Source organism: Viridibacillus sp. FSL H8-0110, assembly GCF_038003565.1.
In the GTDB taxonomy this organism is placed as follows: domain Bacteria; phylum Bacillota; class Bacilli; order Bacillales_A; family Planococcaceae; genus Viridibacillus; species Viridibacillus arenosi.
This window is the reverse complement of sequence record NZ_JBBOPJ010000001.1, coordinates 476210-497576: the sequence shown is the minus strand read 5'-3', so window position 1 is coordinate 497576 and position 21367 is coordinate 476210. Positions and strand designations below refer to the sequence as shown.

15 protein-coding genes, 3 rRNA genes, 1 pseudogene and 2 riboswitches are annotated in these 21367 nt (G+C 40.2%); of the genes and pseudogenes, 1 reads left to right on the top strand and 18 read right to left on the bottom strand.

The annotated features are described in order from the left end of the window. Window positions 1-24: 24 nt before the first annotated feature. From purN to MHH98_RS02400, 17 genes and pseudogenes are all read right to left on the bottom strand, one after another. Window positions 25-594 carry a phosphoribosylglycinamide formyltransferase gene (gene purN, locus MHH98_RS02480; protein ID WP_038178694.1) on the bottom strand — a complete coding sequence of 190 codons (570 nt, stop codon included), beginning with the start codon at window positions 592-594 and terminating at the stop codon, window positions 25-27. Continuing rightward, on the bottom strand, window positions 587-1648 hold the full coding sequence (gene purM / locus MHH98_RS02475; RefSeq protein WP_340712215.1) for a phosphoribosylformylglycinamidine cyclo-ligase: 1062 nt from the start codon (window positions 1646-1648) through the stop codon (window positions 587-589). The genes purN and purM overlap by 8 nt, the downstream gene beginning before the upstream one ends. A gap of 13 nt (window positions 1649-1661) precedes the next feature. Beyond that, a complete protein-coding gene (gene purF / locus MHH98_RS02470) occupies window positions 1662-3086 on the bottom strand; it encodes an amidophosphoribosyltransferase (protein ID WP_340712214.1) in 1425 nt (474 codons plus the stop codon). Then, on the bottom strand, window positions 3062-5293 hold the full coding sequence (gene purL, locus MHH98_RS02465; protein WP_340712213.1) for a phosphoribosylformylglycinamidine synthase subunit PurL: 2232 nt from the start codon (window positions 5291-5293) through the stop codon (window positions 3062-3064). Before purL ends, purF begins: the two co-directional genes overlap by 25 nt. Then, entirely contained in the window at window positions 5277-5963 is a 687-nt protein-coding gene (gene purQ, locus MHH98_RS02460) for a phosphoribosylformylglycinamidine synthase subunit PurQ (protein ID WP_076035161.1), read from the bottom strand. The genes purL and purQ overlap by 17 nt, the downstream gene beginning before the upstream one ends. Before the next feature lie 2 nt (window positions 5964-5965). Beyond that, window positions 5966-6214, bottom strand: a complete 249-nt coding sequence (purS, locus tag MHH98_RS02455; protein ID WP_038178699.1) for a phosphoribosylformylglycinamidine synthase subunit PurS — start codon at window positions 6212-6214, stop codon at window positions 5966-5968. Beyond that, the gene (gene purC / locus MHH98_RS02450) at window positions 6211-6927 is read right to left on the bottom strand and encodes a phosphoribosylaminoimidazolesuccinocarboxamide synthase (RefSeq protein WP_038178701.1); all 717 of its coding nucleotides are present in this window, start codon (window positions 6925-6927) and stop codon (window positions 6211-6213) included. The genes purS and purC overlap by 4 nt, the downstream gene beginning before the upstream one ends. A 16-nt stretch (window positions 6928-6943) precedes the next feature. Beyond that, complete coding sequence (gene purB / locus MHH98_RS02445; protein ID WP_076035162.1) at window positions 6944-8239, bottom strand: adenylosuccinate lyase; 1296 nt, start codon at window positions 8237-8239, stop codon at window positions 6944-6946. Window positions 8240-8251: 12 nt separating this feature from the next. After that, the gene (gene purK / locus MHH98_RS02440; RefSeq protein ID WP_038178705.1) at window positions 8252-9373 is read right to left on the bottom strand and encodes a 5-(carboxyamino)imidazole ribonucleotide synthase; all 1122 of its coding nucleotides are present in this window, start codon (window positions 9371-9373) and stop codon (window positions 8252-8254) included. After that, a complete protein-coding gene (purE, locus tag MHH98_RS02435; RefSeq protein WP_038178707.1) occupies window positions 9370-9858 on the bottom strand; it encodes a 5-(carboxyamino)imidazole ribonucleotide mutase in 489 nt (162 codons plus the stop codon). The genes purK and purE overlap by 4 nt, the downstream gene beginning before the upstream one ends. 148 nt (window positions 9859-10006) lie before the next feature. Next, window positions 10007-10105: riboswitch (purine riboswitch) on the bottom strand. A gap of 96 nt (window positions 10106-10201) precedes the next feature. Then, a complete protein-coding gene (locus tag MHH98_RS02430; protein ID WP_038178709.1) occupies window positions 10202-10390 on the bottom strand; it encodes an NETI motif-containing protein in 189 nt (62 codons plus the stop codon). Window positions 10391-10561: 171 nt separating this feature from the next. Next, entirely contained in the window at window positions 10562-11761 is a 1200-nt protein-coding gene (locus tag MHH98_RS02425; protein ID WP_076035163.1) for an NAD(P)-dependent malic enzyme, read from the bottom strand. Between the two features lie 496 nt (window positions 11762-12257). Next, a pseudogene (locus tag MHH98_RS02420) lies at window positions 12258-12605 on the bottom strand (transposase). A gap of 188 nt (window positions 12606-12793) precedes the next feature. Continuing rightward, a 5S ribosomal RNA gene (gene rrf / locus MHH98_RS02415) occupies window positions 12794-12909 on the bottom strand. 187 nt (window positions 12910-13096) lie between these two features. After that, window positions 13097-16026, bottom strand: a 23S ribosomal RNA gene (locus tag MHH98_RS02410). Window positions 16027-16210: 184 nt separating this feature from the next. Continuing rightward, a 16S ribosomal RNA gene (locus MHH98_RS02405) occupies window positions 16211-17763 on the bottom strand. The 16S, 23S and 5S rRNA genes sit together here, the layout of an rRNA operon. Before the next feature lie 510 nt (window positions 17764-18273). Then, window positions 18274-19590, bottom strand: a complete 1317-nt coding sequence (locus tag MHH98_RS02400; protein WP_038179353.1) for an NCS2 family permease — start codon at window positions 19588-19590, stop codon at window positions 18274-18276. Window positions 19591-19717: 127 nt separating this feature from the next. Further along, window positions 19718-19819, bottom strand: a riboswitch (purine riboswitch). Window positions 19820-20018: 199 nt separating this feature from the next. Here MHH98_RS02400 and MHH98_RS02395 point away from each other — a divergent pair. After that, window positions 20019-20642 (top strand): pentapeptide repeat-containing protein, encoded by a 624-nt coding sequence (locus MHH98_RS02395; protein WP_038179355.1) that lies wholly within the window; start codon window positions 20019-20021, stop codon window positions 20640-20642. Between the two features lie 49 nt (window positions 20643-20691). Here MHH98_RS02395 and MHH98_RS02390 read toward each other — a convergent pair whose 3' ends face one another. Beyond that, window positions 20692-21366, bottom strand: coding sequence for a YqeB family protein (locus MHH98_RS02390; protein WP_038179357.1), 675 nt, complete (start codon window positions 21364-21366; stop codon window positions 20692-20694). Between the last annotated feature and the right edge of the window lies 1 nt (window position 21367).

Genomic DNA, 21367 nt, shown 5'->3' with positions numbered 1-21367 from the left:
GAAGCTCTGGCTCCAATTAATTATTTATTTTAAAGTTGCCTGTAATGCTTCTTTATAAAGGTCATGCTCAATTGCATGAATTGCTTGTTCTGTTGCCTCGCGATCACCGTCAGTGACTGCTACAGCACGTTGCGCAATAATTGGACCTGTATCCATTCCCGCATCTACAAAATGAACTGTTACACCCGTTACTTTCACACGATGTTCCATTGCTTGTCCAATGGCATCTTTCCCTGGAAACGAAGGTAATAGAGATGGGTGAATATTAACAATTTTAGAAGTATAGGAATTTAATAATGTTTCACCGATTAAACGCATATATCCCGCAAGAACGATCCATTTCACTTCACACTCTTGTAGCTTAGCTAAAATAGCTTGTTCATAAGCTTCCTTAGAACCAAAATCCTTAGGACTTAGAGCTAATACAGGGATACTCTTTGCTTTAGCACGTTCTACAACGTAAGCACCAGGCTTATCTGTGACAACGAGCTCAATTTTCGCATTTAGTTCACCACGTTCAATTGCTTCTTGAATAGCTTGAAAGTTAGAACCGCTACCTGATGCGAAAACTGCGATGGAAACGATATTACTCATGAGTTAGGCTCCCATCATGATTACCTTTGAAAAGAACCCCTTCACCTTTCACAACGCGACCAATTTCATACGCTTTTTCACCATGCTGTTCAGCAATCTCTATAATACGAGCTGCTTCAGAAGCTGGTACTGAAAGTACGTATCCAATCCCCATATTGAAAACATTATATAAATCACGCTCTTGTAGATTACCTTTCTCTTTTAAGAATTCAAAGACAGGTAATACTGGCCAAGTGCCTAAATCAATTTCTGTTGCTAGTCCTTCCGGCATCATACGAGGTAGGTTTTCGTAGAAACCACCACCTGTAACGTGTGCCATACCATGCACTTCACACTCTTTTAGCATTGCTAAAACAGGTTTTGCATAAATTTTTGTTGGTACTAATAAAGCTTCACCAATCGGGCCAAGGTTCTCATAGCCTTCAACAATTGTTTCAGGTGTAAAGCCATTATCAGCAAAAACGACTTTACGGACAAGTGAATAACCATTTGAGTGAATACCACTAGAAGCTAGGCCTACAAGTACGTCACCTTCTGAAATTTTCTCGCCTGTTACGATGTTTGCTTTTTCAGCAGCACCAACCGCAAAGCCCGCTAAATCATATTCGTCCTCTTCATACAGACCAGGCATTTCAGCTGTTTCGCCACCAATTAACGCAGCACCAGCTTGGACACAACCATCAGCAACACCTTTAACAATTTGCTCGATTTTAGCAGGCTCAGCTTTACCAACTGCTACGTAATCTAAAAAGTATAATGGCTCTGCACCTTGTGCAACGATATCGTTTACACACATTGCTACGCAGTCTACTCCGATTGTATCGTGTTTATCAGTCATAAACGCTAGTTTTAATTTTGTCCCAACACCATCAGTACCAGAAATAAGAACTGGTTCCTTCAAGTTTAATTCAGATAAATCGAACATGCCGCCAAAGCCACCAAATGAACCCATGATGCCTTTTCTTGCTGTACGTTCAACATGTGATTTCATTCTTTGGACTGCTTCATAGCCTGCTTCAATATTAACGCCTGCTTGTTCATATGCTTTTGACATGTAGATCGTCTCCTTAACGTATAAGTTCTTTTTCATGTGGCAAGATAGTATCCGGGAAAATCTCAGTTGGATATTTTCCGGTAAAACATGCTAAGCATAGACCACGTTCCGGACCTTCGTGTTGACGAGCAATAGATTCTACCATGCCTTCAACAGATAAAAATGTTACCGTATCAGCACCAATTGCATCACGGATTTCTTCAACACTATGACTAGAAGCTATAAGTTCTTCTGATGAAGATGTATCAATACCGTAGTAGCATGGATCTGTCATTGGCGGAGAACTGATGACAACATGTACTTCTGCTGCTCCAGCTTCCTTCAACATTTTCACTATACGTCTTGAGGTTGTACCACGAACAATTGAATCATCTACCATTACAACACGTTTTCCTTGAACTACTTGACGTACTGGAGATAATTTCATTTTCACACCACGTTCACGTAACTCTTGTGTCGGTTGGATGAAAGTACGACCAACATAACGGTTTTTAATAAGGCCTAATTCGTAAGGAATCCCACTTTCTTCTGCAAAACCAATCGCGGCGGAAATACTTGAATCTGGAACACCTGTTACAACATCTGCCTCAATATGAGCACATTCTTTAGCAAGTGTTTTACCCATACGTTTACGTGCCATATGCACGTTTATGCCACCAATTTCTGAATCTGGTCTTGCTAAATATACATATTCCATTGCACACATTGCACGTTTAGATGGTTCTACAAAACGGTCGCTTTTCACACCACTATCATTAATAACAATTAATTCTCCTGGTTCGACTGAACGAACGAATTCTGCGCCAATTAAATCGAACGCACAAGTTTCAGAAGCAACAACCCAACTGTCACCTAATTTACCAAGTGCTAAGGGACGTAAACCGTTCTGGTCTCGAGCCACGATTAAACCTTCTTCAGATAACATTAAGATTGAAAATGCACCTTTTAACAAAGTAAGCGCATTTTTCACTTTTGAAAGAAATGTCGGATACGTACTTTTTTTAATTAAATGAGCAAGTACTTCTGTATCAGAAGTTGAGTTAAAAATACTACCTTGACGTTCTAAATGTTGCTTTAAGTGATTTGCATTAACTAAATTACCATTATGCGCGATTGATAAACTGCCTGTTGATGAGCGGAACAGCAGCGGCTGAACATTTTCAATTCCGCCGCCTCCTGCTGTCGTATAACGTGCATGAGCTATTGCTGCTTGTCCTTTTAAGCCTTCTAATTTACCTTCACTAAATACATCATTTACAAGGCCTTCACCTTTTACAGCGCGAAATTGCTTGCCATCTTTGACAACAATCCCTGCACCTTCTTGACCACGATGTTGTAATGCATGTAAACCGTAATAACTAAGCTGCGCTGGGTTTTCATTACCCCAAATCCCAAACACGCCACATTCTTCATTTAAGCCTCTGAGTTCACCAAACATGGTATTGCCCCTTTCCAAGCATCTTGGAATTCTGCTACTGGACCTTCGATTAATGTAGAACCGTCTTCACCGCGAACACTCAATGTGGCATCTGCTGAAACAACACCAATTTTATGAGCATCTTTAACAGCTACTTCAAATGCTTGTGCATTTTCAGCTTTAACTGATACTAAGAAACGTGATTGCGATTCACTAAATAAAGCAGTCACTGCCGAACCTTCTAAGATGATTTCTGCTCCGAATTTTGTACCGAATGTTTTTTCTGCTAATGCAACAGCTACTCCACCTTCAGCAACATCATGTGCAGATGCTACTAAACCTTGTTGAATAGCATTTAATAACGCATCTTGACGTGTTGCTTCTACAGTTAAATCGATTTCTGGTGCTAGACCGAAAATACGTCCATCATTTTGCATTTTTTGAAGTTCAGATCCACCAAATTCAGTTTTTGTATCGCCGATTAAGTAAATATAGTCTCCAGCTTCTTTAACTTGTTGTGTTGTAACATGAGCTAAGTCTTCTACTAAACCAACCATACCAATTGTTGGTGTTGGATAAACTGCTACACCACTACGCTCATTGTAAAGAGAAACATTACCACCGATTACTGGTGATTCTAGTGCTAAACAAGCCTCTGAAATACCATCAGCTGATTTTTCGATTTGCCAGAAGATTTCTGGCTTTTCTGGGTTACCAAAGTTCAAGCAGTCTGTAATTGCAAGTGGTTTACCACCAGAACAAACGATATTACGGGCAGCTTCTGCAACCGCAATTTTCCCGCCAACTTCTGGATCTAAGTAAATATAACGAGAGTTACAGTCAGTTGTCATAGCAAGACCTTTGTTCGTACCACGTACACGTACTACTGCTGCATCAGATCCTGGTGCTACAACTGTTGATGTACGTACTTGATAATCATACTGGTCATAAACCCACTCTTTAGAAGCAATTGTAGATTGTTTTAATAGTGAGATTAAAGTTTCTTTATAGTCAGCAACTGTAGGCTCTACGTTTTCCATTGATTGGAATTCATTGTAGTAAGCTGGTACTGCTGATGGTTTGTTATAAACAGGTGCTTCCTCTGCAAGAGCATCTGCAGGTACGTTTGCTACTACTTCTCCTTTATGTATAAGGCGAAGCATTTTATCGTCAGTTACATGACCGATAGTTACAGCATCTAAACCATACTTCTCGAATAAAGTAACGATTTCAGCTTCATGTCCTTTTTTCACAACGATTAACATACGCTCTTGAGATTCTGAAAGCATCATTTCATAAGCTGTCATACCTGTTTCACGTTGAGGTACTAAATCTAAGTTCATCTCAATACCGTAACCTGCTTTAGAAGCCATTTCGGCAGATGATGAAGTTAAGCCTGCAGCACCCATATCTTGAATTCCAACTAGTGAATCAAATTTCACTAATTCTAGGCAAGCTTCAAGAAGCAATTTCTCCATGAATGGATCGCCAACTTGTACAGCTGGGCGTTTTTCCTCTGATGACTCACTTAATTCCTCAGAAGCAAATGTAGCACCGTGAATACCATCACGACCTGTTTTAGCACCAACATACATTACTGGGTTACCCACACCTGAAGCAATACCTTTTTGAATGTCTTTATGATCGATTAAACCGACACACATTGCATTTACTAGTGGATTGCCTTCGTAACAATCATCAAATTGAATTTCGCCACCAACTGTTGGAATACCGATACAGTTACCGTAGCCTGCAATTCCTGCTACCACTTCTTCAAATAAATATTTTACGCGTGGAGTTTTCAACTCACCAAAGCGTAGAGAGTTTAGCATAGCAATCGGGCGTGCACCCATTGAGAACACATCACGGATAATACCGCCTACACCTGTCGCTGCACCTTGGTAAGGTTCAATTGCAGACGGGTGATTATGTGATTCCATTTTGAACACAACGGCTTGTTCATCGCCGATATCGACGATTCCTGCACCTTCACCAGGGCCTTGTAATACTCGAGGTCCTGTAGTTGGGAATTTACGTAGCACCGGTTTAGAGTTTTTATATGAGCAGTGCTCTGACCACATTACTGAGAACAAACCTGTTTCAGTCCAGTTCGGTAGACGTCCTAGAATACTTTCAACTAGCGCAAATTCTTCATCGGACAAGCCCATTTGTGCATAGAGTTTTTGCTCTTTAATTTGCTCTTGTGTTGGTTCAAGCTTGATTGACATGTGTTTCCCTCCACTGTTTGACGATTGATTTAAATACTGCAAGTCCATCTGCGCCACCGATTAATTCATTTACTGCGCGCTCTGGGTGAGGCATCATACCAAGTACATTACCGCGTTCATTGACGATTCCTGCAATATCTTCTAAACTACCATTTGGATTTTCGCTAGAATAAGTGAAAACAATTTGGTTATTGTCCTTTAATGATTGCAAAGTATCTTCATCACAGTAATAATTTCCTTCACCATGGGCGATAGGTACTTTAATAATTTCATCTTTTGCATATTGATTTGTAAATTGTGTATTATTGTTAACTACTTTTAAGTCAACTGTACGACACATGAATTTCAAGTTTTTATTGCGTAGAAGGGCACCCGGAAGTAAGCCTGCCTCCGTTAAAATTTGGAATCCATTACAAACGCCAAGAATTGGCTTACCTGCCTCAGCAGCTTTTACTACTTCAGTCATAACATTTGAAGAGCGAGCGATTGCACCACAACGCAGGTAATCTCCGTAAGAGAATCCACCTGGTAATAAGATACCGTCATAGCTACTTAAATCTTTTGTATCGTGCCATACATATTCTGCTTCTTCACCAAGCTCGTCCTTAATTGCGTGATACATATCTAAATCACAGTTCGATCCTGGGAAAACGAGTACTGCGAACTTCATAGTTAGTTAGCCTCCTCGACTTCAAAACGGTAGTCTTCTATAACAGTATTTGTAAGTAGTTTTTCGCACATTTCTTTTACCACTACATTTAAATCACGATCAGATGGTTCGATTTGTAATTCTAAATACTTACCAATACGAACGTCTGCAACTTCTTTGTAGCCCATTGTGTGTAATGAACCTTTCACTGCAGAACCTTGTGGGTCTAATACACTTTCACGTAATGTTACATAAACTTTTACCTTTTTCATTTTGATAGTCCTCCTAGGCGAGCTAATATGATTTTATAAACATCTGTTAAATTACCAAGATCACGACGAAAAACGTCTTTATCAAGTTTTTGATTTGTTTCTATGTCCCAAAGACGGCAAGTATCTGGTGAAACTTCATCTGCTAATAGCACTTGCCCATTAGCGTCACGACCAAACTCTAGTTTGAAGTCTACTAGAGTTACGCCGATTTCTTGGAATAATGGACGGAGAACTTCATTCACCTTTAAGCCATTGTCGTAAAGAGCTTGTACTTCTTCTGGTGTAGCAATATTCAATATTTCAATATGCTCTGTTGTGATGAGTGGATCTCCAAGATCATCGTTTTTGTAATAAAATTCAACGATTGGACGACGAAGAGTTGTACCCTCTTCGTATCCAAGTCGTTTTGCAAGGCTACCTGCTGCAATATTGCGGACAACCAATTCAATTGGAATAATGTCTACTTTTTTTACAAGCTGTTCGTTTTCTGAAATTTGTTCAACAAAGTGAGATTCGATTCCCGCTGACTTTAATTTATCGAAAATTAAAGTTGTAATTTTATTATTTAAAATTCCCTTACCTGCGATTTCCTCTTTTTTCTCACCATTGAATGCTGTAGCACTATCTTTGTACTCAACAAACAGAATATTTTCTTCTGCTGTTGAGTACAATCTTTTAGCTTTTCCTTCATACAAAAGTTGACCTTTTTCCACTGTTAATTCCCCCGGTTTAGTTTAATCCTAGACGTTCAAAAATTGTATCTACATGTTGTAGATGATGATTGTAATCAAAGCAATCATCTAACTCTTCTTTTGATAAATGAGCAGTGATTTTCTCACTAGCATCAACTAGTCCACGGAACTGCACTTGTTCGTCCCAAGCTTTAGCAGTTAGGGGCTGTACTGTATCGTACGCTTCTTCACGTGCAAGGCCTTTGTCTATCAAAGCAAGTAATACACGTTGTGAATAGATAAGGCCAAATGTGCGACCCATATTGCGTTTCATATTGTCAGGGAATACTGTTAAGTTTTTCACAATGTTTGCGAAACGATTTAACATGTAATTTAGAGCAATTGTACCGTCCGGTAAGATTACACGCTCTGCTGATGAATGTGAGATATCACGTTCATGCCATAATGACACGTTTTCATAAGCTGTCATCATATAGCCGCGAAGTAAACGAGCCATACCAACCATATTCTCAGAACCAATTGGATTACGTTTGTGAGGCATTGCAGAAGAGCCTTTTTGACCTTTTGCGAAGAACTCTTCTACTTCACGTGTTTCTGATTTTTGTAAACCGCGAATTTCAGTTGCGAATTTCTCAATTGAAGATCCGATTAAAGCTAACGTTGCCATGTATTGTGCGTGACGGTCACGTTGTAACGTTTGTGTAGAGATAGGAGCTGCTTGAAGGCCCAATTTTTCGCAAACGTATTTTTCAACAAATGGATCAATATTAGCATAAGTACCAACTGCTCCAGAAATTTTACCTGTTTCTATTACTTGAGCAGATGCTTCGAAGCGTTCTAAATTTCGTTTCATTTCTTCTAACCATAATGCGAGTTTTAAACCAAATGTAGTTGGTTCAGCATGAACACCGTGTGTACGGCCCATCATAACTGTGTATTTATGTTCTTTCGCTTTATTCTCTAAAATTTCGATAAAGTTTTTAATATCTTTACGTAAAATTTCGTTAGCTTGTTTAATTAAATAAGAAAGAGCAGTATCTACAACATCCGTAGAAGTTAAACCGTAATGTACCCATTTACGTTCTTCCCCTAGAGTTTCAGAAACAGCACGAGTAAATGCAACTACATCATGTCGAGTATCTTTTTCAATTTCTAAAATACGGTCGATATCAAAACTTGCACCCTCACGGATTTTCACAACATCCTCTTTAGGGATATCACCAAGTTCTGCCCAAGCCTCACATGATAAGATTTCAACCTCCAACCAAGCTTGATATCTGTTTTCTTCTGTCCAAATTGCGCCCATTTCAGGACGAGTATAGCGTGTTATCATATTGTTCTCCTTCTATTCCGACCAAATGTGGGAATCATTAATTTCTGTTAACGTTTTTTGAATGTCGTTTGTCATAATCGTAACGTGGCCCATTTTACGATTATGTTTTGCTTCTTGTTTACCATATAAATGAATAGACCAGTCAGAGTATTTTGAAATAGAGTTACTCAGTGGTACGACATGTTGTCCAAGGACATTAACCATAATCGAAGGCGCCCATAATTGTGGTTCACGTAATGGCCAACCACATACAGCACGAATATGCTGATGGAATTGTGAAATGTTGCAGGCCTCAATCGAATAGTGTCCTGAGTTGTGTGGACGTGGTGCTAACTCATTAATAATAACTTGTCCATTCTCTAAAACAAATAGTTCTACAGCTAGTGTACCCACTAATTTAAGATGATTCGCAATTTTTTTCGCTTCTTCAGTAGCTCGTTTAGCAGTTTCTTCTGTAATACGTGCGGGTACAATCGTTTCGTGTAAAATATGATTCACATGAATATTTTCTCCAATAGGAAGACAATACGTTTCTCCCTGAACATTACGTTGTACAATGACAGAAATTTCTTTCTCGAATGGTACGAATGCTTCAGCTACACAAGCAGAATGTTCAAATAAAGATTTCGCTAAAGACATATCCTTTTCTGATCGTAACGTCTGTTGGCCTTTCCCATCATAACCACCTCTTGCAGTTTTCACGACGCAAGGGTAACCAACAATTTCGATTTTACTCTGAAGTTCCTCGAAGCTATCAGCATTTATGTATGTTGCAACTGGACAACCAGCCTCATTAATCGCAGATTTTTCAAGAATTCGGTTCTGCGTAATACGTACAAGTTCAGCACCTTGAGGTACATAGGCAATCTCAGATAATCTTTTCAAACCAGCATAATCGATGTTTTCAAATTCGAATGTAATAACGTCACTTACTTCTGCAAGCTCTTCTAATGCAGCTTCGTCGTTATACGGGGCAACGATACGAATATCTGCAACTTGACCACATGGTGAATCCATTGTTGGCTCAAGAACAGCAATTTTAAAACCAGCTTCCTTTGCTGCCATTGCCATCATACGACCAAGTTGACCGCCTCCGATTATTCCAATAGTTTGACCAGGATAAATTTTCGTCACTCTAACTCACCTGAACTTTCTAGAGCTTTCATTTTCATAGCTTGGCGTCGTGCTTCTATTTTTTCTGTGATTTCAGAATCTGTTGTAGATAAAATTTGTGCTGCTAGTAATCCTGCGTTTGTCGCACCAGCTTTGCCGATAGCAACAGTCGCTACAGGAACACCACCAGGCATTTGCACGATAGATAATAAAGAATCTAGCCCATTTAATGCTTTTGATTGAACAGGTACACCAATAACCGGTAGAGTTGTTTTTGCAGCTACCATACCTGGTAAATGCGCTGCACCACCTGCTCCAGCAATAATGACATGAAGGCCTCTTGTACGAGCTTCCTGTGCATATTCAAACATCAAATCTGGTGTTCTATGTGCCGAAACCACTTTTTTTTCATATGGAATCTGCAATTCATCTAATACATCACACGCATGTTTCATTGTTTCCCAATCACTTGAACTTCCCATGATCACGCCAATTTTTGAACTCATACATTCCGCTCCTTTAAACAAATAAAAGTCCCCAAATAAAATACTTCACACAGCCATGCGTGAAAGCAATTTACTTGAGGACATAACAAAAGAGTTTGGCTTAGAAACATTAGCTGTACGCAATTGTGTCACACCTTTCACTCTCATTCCAAAAGTTGCTTTCCCGCATAGTCCGACATTTACGGTGTCGGGTAGAGACACTAAGGCCAATTCCTTAGCATATATGGGGATTCGATGTTTTCCTTCTCACATTTTAACAATTGAACGAGTACAAGTCAATGCAAAAATACGAACAATAAATTTTAGTAAATAGATAATGTTCGTATTTAGATTCATTTTCTAGTTATTCTTCACATAACATACCTTTAAACCGTATTATTTGACGAACTGGAACAGGATTTCCGTCTTTCATTTCAAAAAGAGGTTCCTCTTTTCGTGCAATCGGCATATATCCAGCCTCTTTCATACGTTGCAAACACGCATCAATCGTTTCGTTCTCTTCCACTTCGAACCATACTTGCTTTTTACTCACACTTTCACTTCCTTAAATAACATTATCCTTATTATAGCTTGCTTTCTTCATTTCTTACTCGTAAATCTTTAAGAATTTATGATATCTTTTCTTTTTAAATCAATGAAAAAGGGATATCCTACAAAAGTCGTTTTATCGACTCTTTGGACAGCCCTTTTACTTTACTTTACTTTATTTATTTTCGATAGCTACAGGCTTTTTAGCAACACCAGTCTTGATTGCAGCTTCACTAACGGCCTTCGCAACTATAGGAGTAACACGTTCATCTAAAGCATCTGGAATAATTGTACCTTGTGCTAAATCATTTCCATCAATTAAAGAGGCAATTGCAAAAACAGCCGCTAATTTCATTTCCTCATTAATCTCTGAAGCATGAACATCCAATGCACCACGGAAAATCCCAGGGAATGCTAACATATTATTTACCTGATTAGGATAATCCGAACGACCTGTTGCGAAAATACGCACACCCCATCGCATAGCATTCTCATAAGATACTTCTGGATTTGGATTAGCAAGTGCAAAAATGATAGGGTCATGATTCATACTCTGTATCATTTCTTCATCCAAAATGTTTGCAACAGATACTCCGATAAAAATATCTGCACCAATAAGTGCTTCGCTTAATGATCCTTTTCGTCCTTCACTATTCGTCACTTTAGCAAGGTCATGTTTTACCGAATTCATCCCATTTTCGCGACCTTCATAGATAATACCTGTTGAGTCACAGATTATTATATGTTCGTAGCCAATTTGTTTCAAGATTTTCAAGATAGCTACACCTGCAGCTCCAGCACCGTTTATAACAATACGTACAGTGCTCTTATCCTTATTAATAACCTTCAAGGCATTACTTAGACCAGCACCAACTACAATCGCTGTACCATGCTGATCATCATGAAATACAGGTATAGAACATTCTTTACGCAGTCTTTCTTCAATTTCAAAACATCTAGGAGCTGCTATATCTTCTAAATTAATGCCTCCAAATGTTGGGCTTATACCTTTTACAATTCGCACTATTTCATCTACATTTGTAGTATCTAAGCAGATAGGAACAGCATCAATGTTAGCCATCTTTTTAAAAAGGACTGCCTTACCTTCCATAACAGGTAAGGCAGCTTCAGAACCGATATTACCTAGCCCTAAAACAGCCGTACCATCTGTCACTACAGCCACTAAATTACCTTTTGCCGTATATTCATAAACTGTAGTTGGATCCTTCACTATCTCCAAGCAAGGTGCAGCAACTCCTGGAGAATAAGCTAAGCTTAAATCATCTATAGTATTAATCTCCACTTTGGAAATCACTTCAATCTTACCTCTATTTTTTTTATGCATTGCTAACGCATTATTTTTTAATTCACTCATACTCTTCCCCCGATTCATTTTTTAACACAAAATAGAAAATATAATACATAACTAAGCATATTTTTCATTTTCTATATTAACACAAAACAAAAAATTTCATGCATAACTTAGATTATTTATAGATTTCTATTTAAGCGTTATAAGAATATATAGTAATTCATTCTGAAAATTCAGTCAATTTATTTTTATATTTTTCCTAGTTATTATTTATTAATATACTAACGCTGAAAATATTTAAGGTGAACTTCTCGAAAGAATTGTCGTTACTTGATTTTTAAACGTCGATTATTATAATCTAACTGCCTAAAGTATATAAGTTTAATATCTTCTTTTTGGACTATATATCCCTATTATTTGCATAATCCTTTATCTTATACTATATTTCGATAATAATTGCAAAATCATAATAAACAAATAAAAACCACCTGTAGAACAGGTGGTTTTTATTTCACCCTCTTTGCTTACAAATACCTAAAGGCAACCTCTCAATTGACCTTCAATCATTTTGTCTCAAGATCTTTTTAAACAAATCGCGGTATTCTTCTTTGCTCGTACTATCTGGAAGCGATCTTTAGTTTCTTGATTTCTAATATACTTGGTAATTATTTTTTCATTTAAACCAACGGTACTAACATAATATCCGTTTGTCCAAAATGCTTAGTTTTCATGGATATATTTCAGATTAGCATGTCGATTAGGAACTTTCCTCTTTCAAATATCAATACAGACATTTTTGGTGGAATTTTGATTCTAAAATGACATCGATAGCTTTTCTTAATTTACCGTAAATTATTTTGCTTATGTATTTATGTAAGAACAAGATGTGATACTTACTTTTCATCATGTATATGATAAACCATTGTCGCTCGATACCTGTAAAAAACTCCAATCGTTTCTGAAGATGGTTTAATGGCCTTCTACTATTATAACAATTGGAGTTTTTTCTCTTGGAATTTCAAATAGTCATAGCTTTTGGTTTTAAAAGGACAAATAAAAAAGACACAACCGATAAAATCAGTTGTGCCTTAGTATGCCTAGCAACGTCCTACTCTCACAGGGGGAAACCCCCAACTACCATCGGCGCTAAAGAGCTTAACTTCCGTGTTCGGCATGGGAACGGGTGTGACCTCTTTGCCATCATCACTAGACTATATTAGACTTCCAATACACATCGTATTACTGCGTCAATTTCACTCATTCAAATCCTCATGTACTAAAGTACATTCCGGTTATCATTCGTTCATTTCCTTGTACTACTTGTGTCTTGAAACTCTCTTTTAGAGAACTTGTTCTCTCAAAACTGGATAAATTACATTGAAGTTCGTTAAGTAAAATTTGGTTAAGTCCTCGATCTATTAGTATTCGTCAGCTCCGTATGTCGCCACACTTCCACCTCGAACCTATCTACCTCATCGTCTTTGAGGGATCTTACTTACTTGCGTAATGGGAAATCTCATCTTGAGGGGGGCTTCATGCTTAGATGCTTTCAGCACTTATCCCGTCCACACATAGCTACCCAGCGATGCCCTTGGCAGAACAACTGGTACACCAGCGGTGTGTCCATCCCGGTCCTCTCGTACTAAGGACAGCTCCTCTCAAATTTCCTACGCCCACGACGGATAGGGACCGAACTGTCTCACGACGTTCTGAACCCAGCTCGCGTACCGCTTTAATGGGCGAACAGCCCAACCCTTGGGACCGACTACAGCCCCAGGATGCGATGAGCCGACATCGAGGTGCCAAACCTCCCCGTCGATGTGGACTCTTGGGGGAGATAAGCCTGTTATCCCCGGGGTAGCTTTTATCCGTTGAGCGATGGCCCTTCCATGCGGAACCACCGGATCACTAAGCCCGTCTTTCGACCCTGCTCGACTTGTAGGTCTCGCAGTCAAGCTCCCTTATGCCTTTACACTCTACGAATGATTTCCAACCATTCTGAGGGAACCTTTGGGCGCCTCCGTTACTCTTTAGGAGGCGACCGCCCCAGTCAAACTGCCCGCCTGACACTGTCTCCTACCCCGCTAAGGGGCATGGGTTAGAAGTTCAATACATCTAGGGTAGTATCCCACCAACGCCTCCTCCGAAGCTGGCGCTCCGGAATCTCTGGCTCCTACCTATCCTGTACAAGATGTATCAAAATTCAATATCAGGCTACAGTAAAGCTCCACGGGGTCTTTCCGTCCTGTCGCGGGTAACCTGCATCTTCACAGGTACTATAATTTCACCGAGTCTCTCGTTGAGACAGTGCCCAGATCGTTACGCCTTTCGTGCGGGTCGGAACTTACCCGACAAGGAATTTCGCTACCTTAGGACCGTTATAGTTACGGCCGCCGTTTACTGGGGCTTCAATTCGCACCTTCGCTTGCGCTAAGCACTCCTCTTAACCTTCCAGCACCGGGCAGGCGTCAGCCCCTATACGTCACCTTACGGTTTTGCAGAGACCTGTGTTTTTGCTAAACAGTCGCCTGGGCCTATTCACTGCGGCTCTCTCGGGCTTTCACCCTACTAGAGCACCCCTTCTCCCGAAGTTACGGGGTCATTTTGCCGAGTTCCTTAACGAGAGTTCTCTCGCACACCTTAGGATTCTCTCCTCGACTACCTGTGTCGGTTTGCGGTACGGGCACCTTTTACCTCGCTAGAGGCTTTTCTTGGCAGTGTGAAATCAGGAACTCCGGACATACGTCCTCGTCATCACAGCTCAACGTTATAGAAATGGGATTTGCCTCATTTCACGCCTCACTGCTTGAACATGCATAACCAACAGCATGCTTACCCTATCCTACTGCGTCCCCCCATTGCTCAAATGGTAAATAGGTGGTACAGGAATATCAACCTGTTGTCCATCGCCTACGCCTATCGGCCTCGGCTTAGGTCCCGACTAACCCTGAGCGGACGAGCCTTCCTCAGGAAACCTTAGTCATTCGGTGGACGGGATTCTCACCCGTCTTTCGCTACTCATACCGGCATTCTCACTTCTAAGCGCTCCACCAGTCCTTCCGGTCTGACTTCACAGCACTTAGAACGCTCTCCTACCACGGACATCTAAGATGTCCATCCACAGCTTCGGTGAATTGTTTAGCCCCGATACATTTTCGGCGCAGCGTCACTCGACCAGTGAGCTATTACGCACTCTTTAAATGATGGCTGCTTCTGAGCCAACATCCTGGTTGTCTAAGCAACGTCACATCCTTTTCCACTTAACAATTACTTTGGGACCTTAGCTGGTGGTCTGGGCTGTTTCCCTCTTGACTACGGATCTTATCACTCGCAGTCTGACTCCCGTGCATAAATCACTGGCATTCGGAGTTTGTCTGAATTCGGTAATCCGGGATGGACCCCTAGTTCAAACAGTGCTCTACCTCCAGGATTCTTTATCACGAGGCTAGCCCTAAAGCTATTTCGGAGAGAACCAGCTATCTCCAGGTTCGATTGGAATTTCTCCGCTACCCACACCTCATCCCCGCACTTTTCAACGTACGTGGGTTCGGGCCTCCAGTAAGTGTTACCTTACCTTCACCCTGGACATGGGTAGATCACCTGGTTTCGGGTCTACAACCACATACTCATTCGCCCTATTCAGACTCGCTTTCGCTGCGGCTCCGTCTTCTAAAACTTAACCTCGCATGTAATCGTAACTCGCCGGTTCATTCTACAAAAGGCACGCTATCACCCATTAACGGGCTCTAACTACTTGTAGGCACATGGTTTCAGGATCTATTTCACTCCCCTTCCGGGGTGCTTTTCACCTTTCCCTCACGGTACTGGTTCACTATCGGTCACTAGGTAGTATTTAGCCTTGGGAGATGGTCCTCCCAGATTCCGACGGAATTTCACGTGTTCCGCCGTACTCAGGATACACTCAAGAGAGAATGAACTTTCAACTACAGGGCTGTTACCTGCTCTGGCGGGCCTTTCCAGACCGCTTCGTTTAACTCATTCCTTTGTAACTCCATATAGAGTGTCCTACAACCCCAAGAGGCAAGCCTCTTGGTTTGGGCTATTCCCGTTTCGCTCGCCGCTACTCAGGGAATCGATTTTTCTTTCTCTTCCTCCAGGTACTTAGATGTTTCAGTTCCCTGGGTCTGCCATCAAGACGCTATGTATTCACGTCAAGATACTGCTCCATTACGAACAGTGGGTTCCCCCATTCGGAAATCTCCGGATCAAAGCTCACTTACAGCTCCCCGAAGCATATCGGTGTTAGTGCCGTCCTTCTTCGGCTCCTAGTGCCAAGGCATCCGCCATGCGCCCTTAATAACTTAACCTAAAAGTTAGTTATTAAGCCTAAAAAACTTAATAATAAAAAATGTGTTACTTAATTTGCTTCAATGTCGTTTTATCCAGTTTTCAAAGAACAAGGTTTTGAAGATCATTTTACAATGAGCCTTCAAAACTGAACGCAAGACGTTAATCGACAGATCCAAGATCTGTTTCCGTAATTATCCTTAGAAAGGAGGTGATCCAGCCGCACCTTCCGATACGGCTACCTTGTTACGACTTCACCCCAATCATCTATCCCACCTTCGGCGGCTGGCTCCATAAAGGTTACCTCACCGACTTCGGGTGTTACAAACTCTCGTGGTGTGACGGGCGGTGTGTACAAGGCCCGGGAACGTATTCACCGTGGCATGCTGATCCACGATTACTAGCGATTCCGGCTTCATGTAGGCGAGTTGCAGCCTACAATCCGAACTGAGAACGATTTTATGAGATTAGCATACCCTCGCGAGTTAGCGACTCTTTGTATCGTCCATTGTAGCACGTGTGTAGCCCAGGTCATAAGGGGCATGATGATTTGACGTCATCCCCACCTTCCTCCGGTTTGTCACCGGCAGTCACCTTAGAGTGCCCAACTAAATGATGGCAACTAAGATCAAGGGTTGCGCTCGTTGCGGGACTTAACCCAACATCTCACGACACGAGCTGACGACAACCATGCACCACCTGTCACCAATGTCCCCGAAGGGAAAACTCTATCTCTAGAGCGGTCATTGGGATGTCAAGACCTGGTAAGGTTCTTCGCGTTGCTTCGAATTAAACCACATGCTCCACCGCTTGTGCGGGCCCCCGTCAATTCCTTTGAGTTTCAACCTTGCGGCCGTACTCCCCAGGCGGAGTGCTTAATGCGTTAGCTGCAGCACTAAGGGGCGGAAACCCCCTAACACTTAGCACTCATCGTTTACGGCGTGGACTACCAGGGTATCTAATCCTGTTTGCTCCCCACGCTTTCGCGCCTCAGTGTCAGTTACAGACCAGAAAGTCGCCTTCGCCACTGGTGTTCCTCCAAATCTCTACGCATTTCACCGCTACACTTGGAATTCCACTTTCCTCTTCTGCACTCAAGTCTCCCAGTTTCCAATGACCCTCCACGGTTGAGCCGTGGGCTTTCACATCAGACTTAAGAAACCACCTGCGCGCGCTTTACGCCCAATAAATCCGGACAACGCTTGCCACCTACGTATTACCGCGGCTGCTGGCACGTAGTTAGCCGTGGCTTTCTAATAAGGTACCGTCAAGGTACGTTCAGTTACTAACGTACTTGTTCTTCCCTTACAACAGAGTTTTACGATCCGAAAACCTTCATCACTCACGCGGCGTTGCTCCATCAGACTTTCGTCCATTGTGGAAGATTCCCTACTGCTGCCTCCCGTAGGAGTTTGGGCCGTGTCTCAGTCCCAATGTGGCCGATCACCCTCTCAGGTCGGCTATGCATCGTTGCCTTGGTAGGCCGTTACCCCACCAACTAGCTAATGCACCGCGGGCCCATCTAGTAGTGACAGCCGAAACCGCCTTTCAGCATTTTGCCATGTGACAAAATGGATTATTCGGTATTAGCCCCGGTTTCCCGGAGTTATCCCAATCTACTAGGTAGGTTGCCCACGTGTTACTCACCCGTCCGCCGCTAAATCAGAAGAAGCAAGCTTCTTCATCATTCGCTCGACTTGCATGTATTAGGCACGCCGCCAGCGTTCGTCCTGAGCCAGGATCAAACTCTCCATAAAAGTAGTTTGAAAGCTCATTAGCTTTGCTAGCGTATCATCCGAAGATGATATCTATTTTTGTTTTGATCCACCAACAGAGTTGATGTTCAAAAACATTTATTGATTAACGTCTTGCATGTTCAGTTTTCAAGGTTCATTATGTTCGCCACTTCATCAGCGACTCACTTATTATATCAAAATAACTTTCCGTTGTCAACAACTATTTTAAAATTTCTTTTTAAGTTGTTTCTCTTAATATAATATTGTTGCTCAATCAGCAACTTTTATATCATAACAACTTATTACTTTGTTGTCAACACCTTTATACAAAAGTGTTTTAACTAAGGGATTAAGTTGTAATTTCATTGTCTCGGTGACAACGTTACTTACTATATCACCCTAAGTGATATGTTGCAATAGTTTTCCGTTAAAAAGTTTTATTAATTAGTATAAGACTCTTTAACTCTCTTTATATATAGAAGAAGCTCCCTACCATTTGGAGGGAGCTTCTTCTATATAATAGCGTTTTAATTATCGTACCCAGATAAAGTAAGCAAGGAAGACAAAAAACAATACATACATCAAAGGATGAATTTCTTTCTTTCTACCTGCTAGTAACATTGTGATTGGGTAGAAGATGAATCCTACTGCAATACCAGTTGCAATACTATAACCTAATGGCATCATGATCATTGTTAAGAATGCCGGCACAGCAATTTCGAATTTATTCCATTCAATTAAACGTAATGATGAAACCATCAACACCCCAACAATCACCAACGCCGGCGCGGTTACTGCCGAAGTAATTACATCTAAAAGTGGGAAGAAAAACATTGCCAGTAAAAATAATACTGCTGTGACAACTGCAGAAAAACCTGATCTTGCTCCAGCAGCTACACCTGATGAAGACTCAACATAAGCAGTTGTTGTTGATGTACCAAATAAAGAACCGATTGTTGTTGCAATTGCATCTGCCATTAAAGCACGGCCTGCACGTGGTAACTTATCGTCTTTAACTAAACCTGCTTGATTTGCTACAGCCATTAATGTACCAGCTGTATCAAAGAAATCTACGAATAAAAATGTAAGTACAACGATTAAGAATTGAACATTGAGTAATTCCTTAAATCCATTTGAGAATCCTTCTTTAATAGGATCTAACGCTACCCCGAATGTTGAAGATACATCAGGAATACTTGATACAATAGCAGTTGGTACAGCGATTAAGTTAAAAATCATACCAACAATTGCAGTAATAATAATTCCTAGGAAAATTGACCCTTTAATATTTCTAGCCATTAAGATGACTGTAATAACGATACCGAAAACTGCTAATAATGTTGCACCTTTAAACTCTCCTAAAGTAACAAGTGTTGCTTCATTAGCAACAATGATTCCTGCACCTTTTAAACCAACAAATGTTACAAATAATCCGATACCTGCTGATACTGCATATTTTAATTGTGTTGGAATAGCATTAATAACTGTTTCACGAACACCTGTTAAAGATAAGATAATGAAAATAATACCTGAGAAGAATACACCAGTTAAACCTGTTTGCCATGGAATACCATATGTTAATACTACTGTGTAAGCGAAGAATGCGTTAAGCCCCATGCCCGGTGCTAATGCAATCGGAAACTTCGCAAAAATCCCCATCACCAATGAACCAGCTGCCGCTGCTAATGCTGTAGCTACGAACACAGCACCTTTATCCATACCAGCGTCCCCTAAAATCCCTGGGTTCACCGCTAAAATATAGGCCATCGCTAAGAATGTTGTAATACCACCTATGATCTCACGACGATAATTTGTTCCAAGTTCTTCAAACTGGAAATACTTTTTCATGATAATCCTCCGTATGTCGTCTTATACATCTTAGAGAATAAAAAAGACATGCAACTAATTAGAAATAGTCGAATGTCTACGATTCCTTGCTAAGTACTCATACTCACAAGTTTATAAAAGAATCGGCAAAGCCAATTCTTTTAATCGTAGTCAAGTTATTTAAGGTAACTTGGTAGATACTCTCGGGCCATATCCCCGACATTATACGACGACGTTATTTGTTTATATTAGATAATATATCATTCATGGTTTTCATTTTCAATAGTTTTTCCGAACGTTTCTATATTTTTCTTTATTATAGTTCGTGAATAAGCTATTTTGTCTCGAGATACTAGATTATTACAATACATGTTTTAGCGATTTATTAAGTGTGTATCTAGCGTATTATTGATAAAATGATACAAAGTGGATTGGAGAGGATTTATAATATGCCTAAAATCATAGAACCTTCGCAACATTATTTAACAATTATCGAAAACGAAGAAATGATGCTAGAAGAAATTGAAGCGAACTCTTTACTTAAAGGATGTCAAATCGATTGTCGCTTTGGTACTCGCCAATTAAGCGAAGTTAAATTCGAGAATTGCGTATTCCTAACAGATGATTTTACTAAAATGGAGTTTTTGGATGTCATTTTCGCTAAATGTGATTTATCAAATTGTAATTTTGCAGAATCTGTTTTTTATCGCGCCAAATTTGATACATGTAAACTAATTGGTTCCAGCTTCTTCCGTACACAGCTTAAAAATGTTGAATTAGTTGATTGTCTTTTAAACTATGGCACATTTTCAGAATCAAAAATGAATGCAGTTGCCTTTAAAGATGGCCAATTAAACGAAAGCACTTTACAAGATGTAAAATTAACTCAAGTCACGTTTCAAGGAATGGAACTAAACGCAGCTGATTTTTCTGATACAAATTTAAAAGGAATCGATTTATCGTCTTGTTATTTCGAACAAATCAACTTAGATCCAACATTAGCGAAGGGTTTATCTATTCGTCATGATCAGGCTACTGCAATCGTCGCTATCCTTGGCATTAATATTCAATAAGAATTGCAAATAACCGTCCTCCTTCGATTAGGAGGTTCGGTTATTTTCCTTACACGACTCTATAATATTGCTTCGATTCAATCTCTTTTACCGAAACATGGAGCTTCCACAATTCAACTGCAATTTGTAAAGCCTCTTCACTAGCATCATTTTTAAGCGTAATTTCCCTTGCCTTTAACAATGCATTTGCTTCAAGTGATAAATCGGTTAACCCAGGTACCCATTTCTTAAACTGTTCCTTATACGGATTTCCATCTTTCAAAAGATAACCCAGTTCACCAAGTTCTTCTTTTAATATTTTAGTGCTAATTTCTTTTTTATATCTGAAAAGTTCCTGACCTTCATGCCCAATCAGAACTAAATCTTTATGATCTATATAAATATAGCTAATATCATCTTTGACATAACTCAATTCAACTTTCCCAATTTTAAAGGCTAATGCATCCTCACTAATGTAAATATTCAATATTTCATCATAAATAATTAGAGTCAAAATTATACCCGCTACCAATCCAAATGCCATCGTAGCAAAAATAACCCACCCCGCATTTAGACTAGCGACCAACTTAAATGGCCCTTGGAATGGAATCCAATCTAACTTACTTGCCCATTCTGAAATTTGAGGCAAAAAATAACCTATTACTAAACCAATGAGCGGCAAAATCAACCATAAAAATAATTTATCCGCCTTAGAAAAATTCAAATGCACGGTTGTATGATTCATC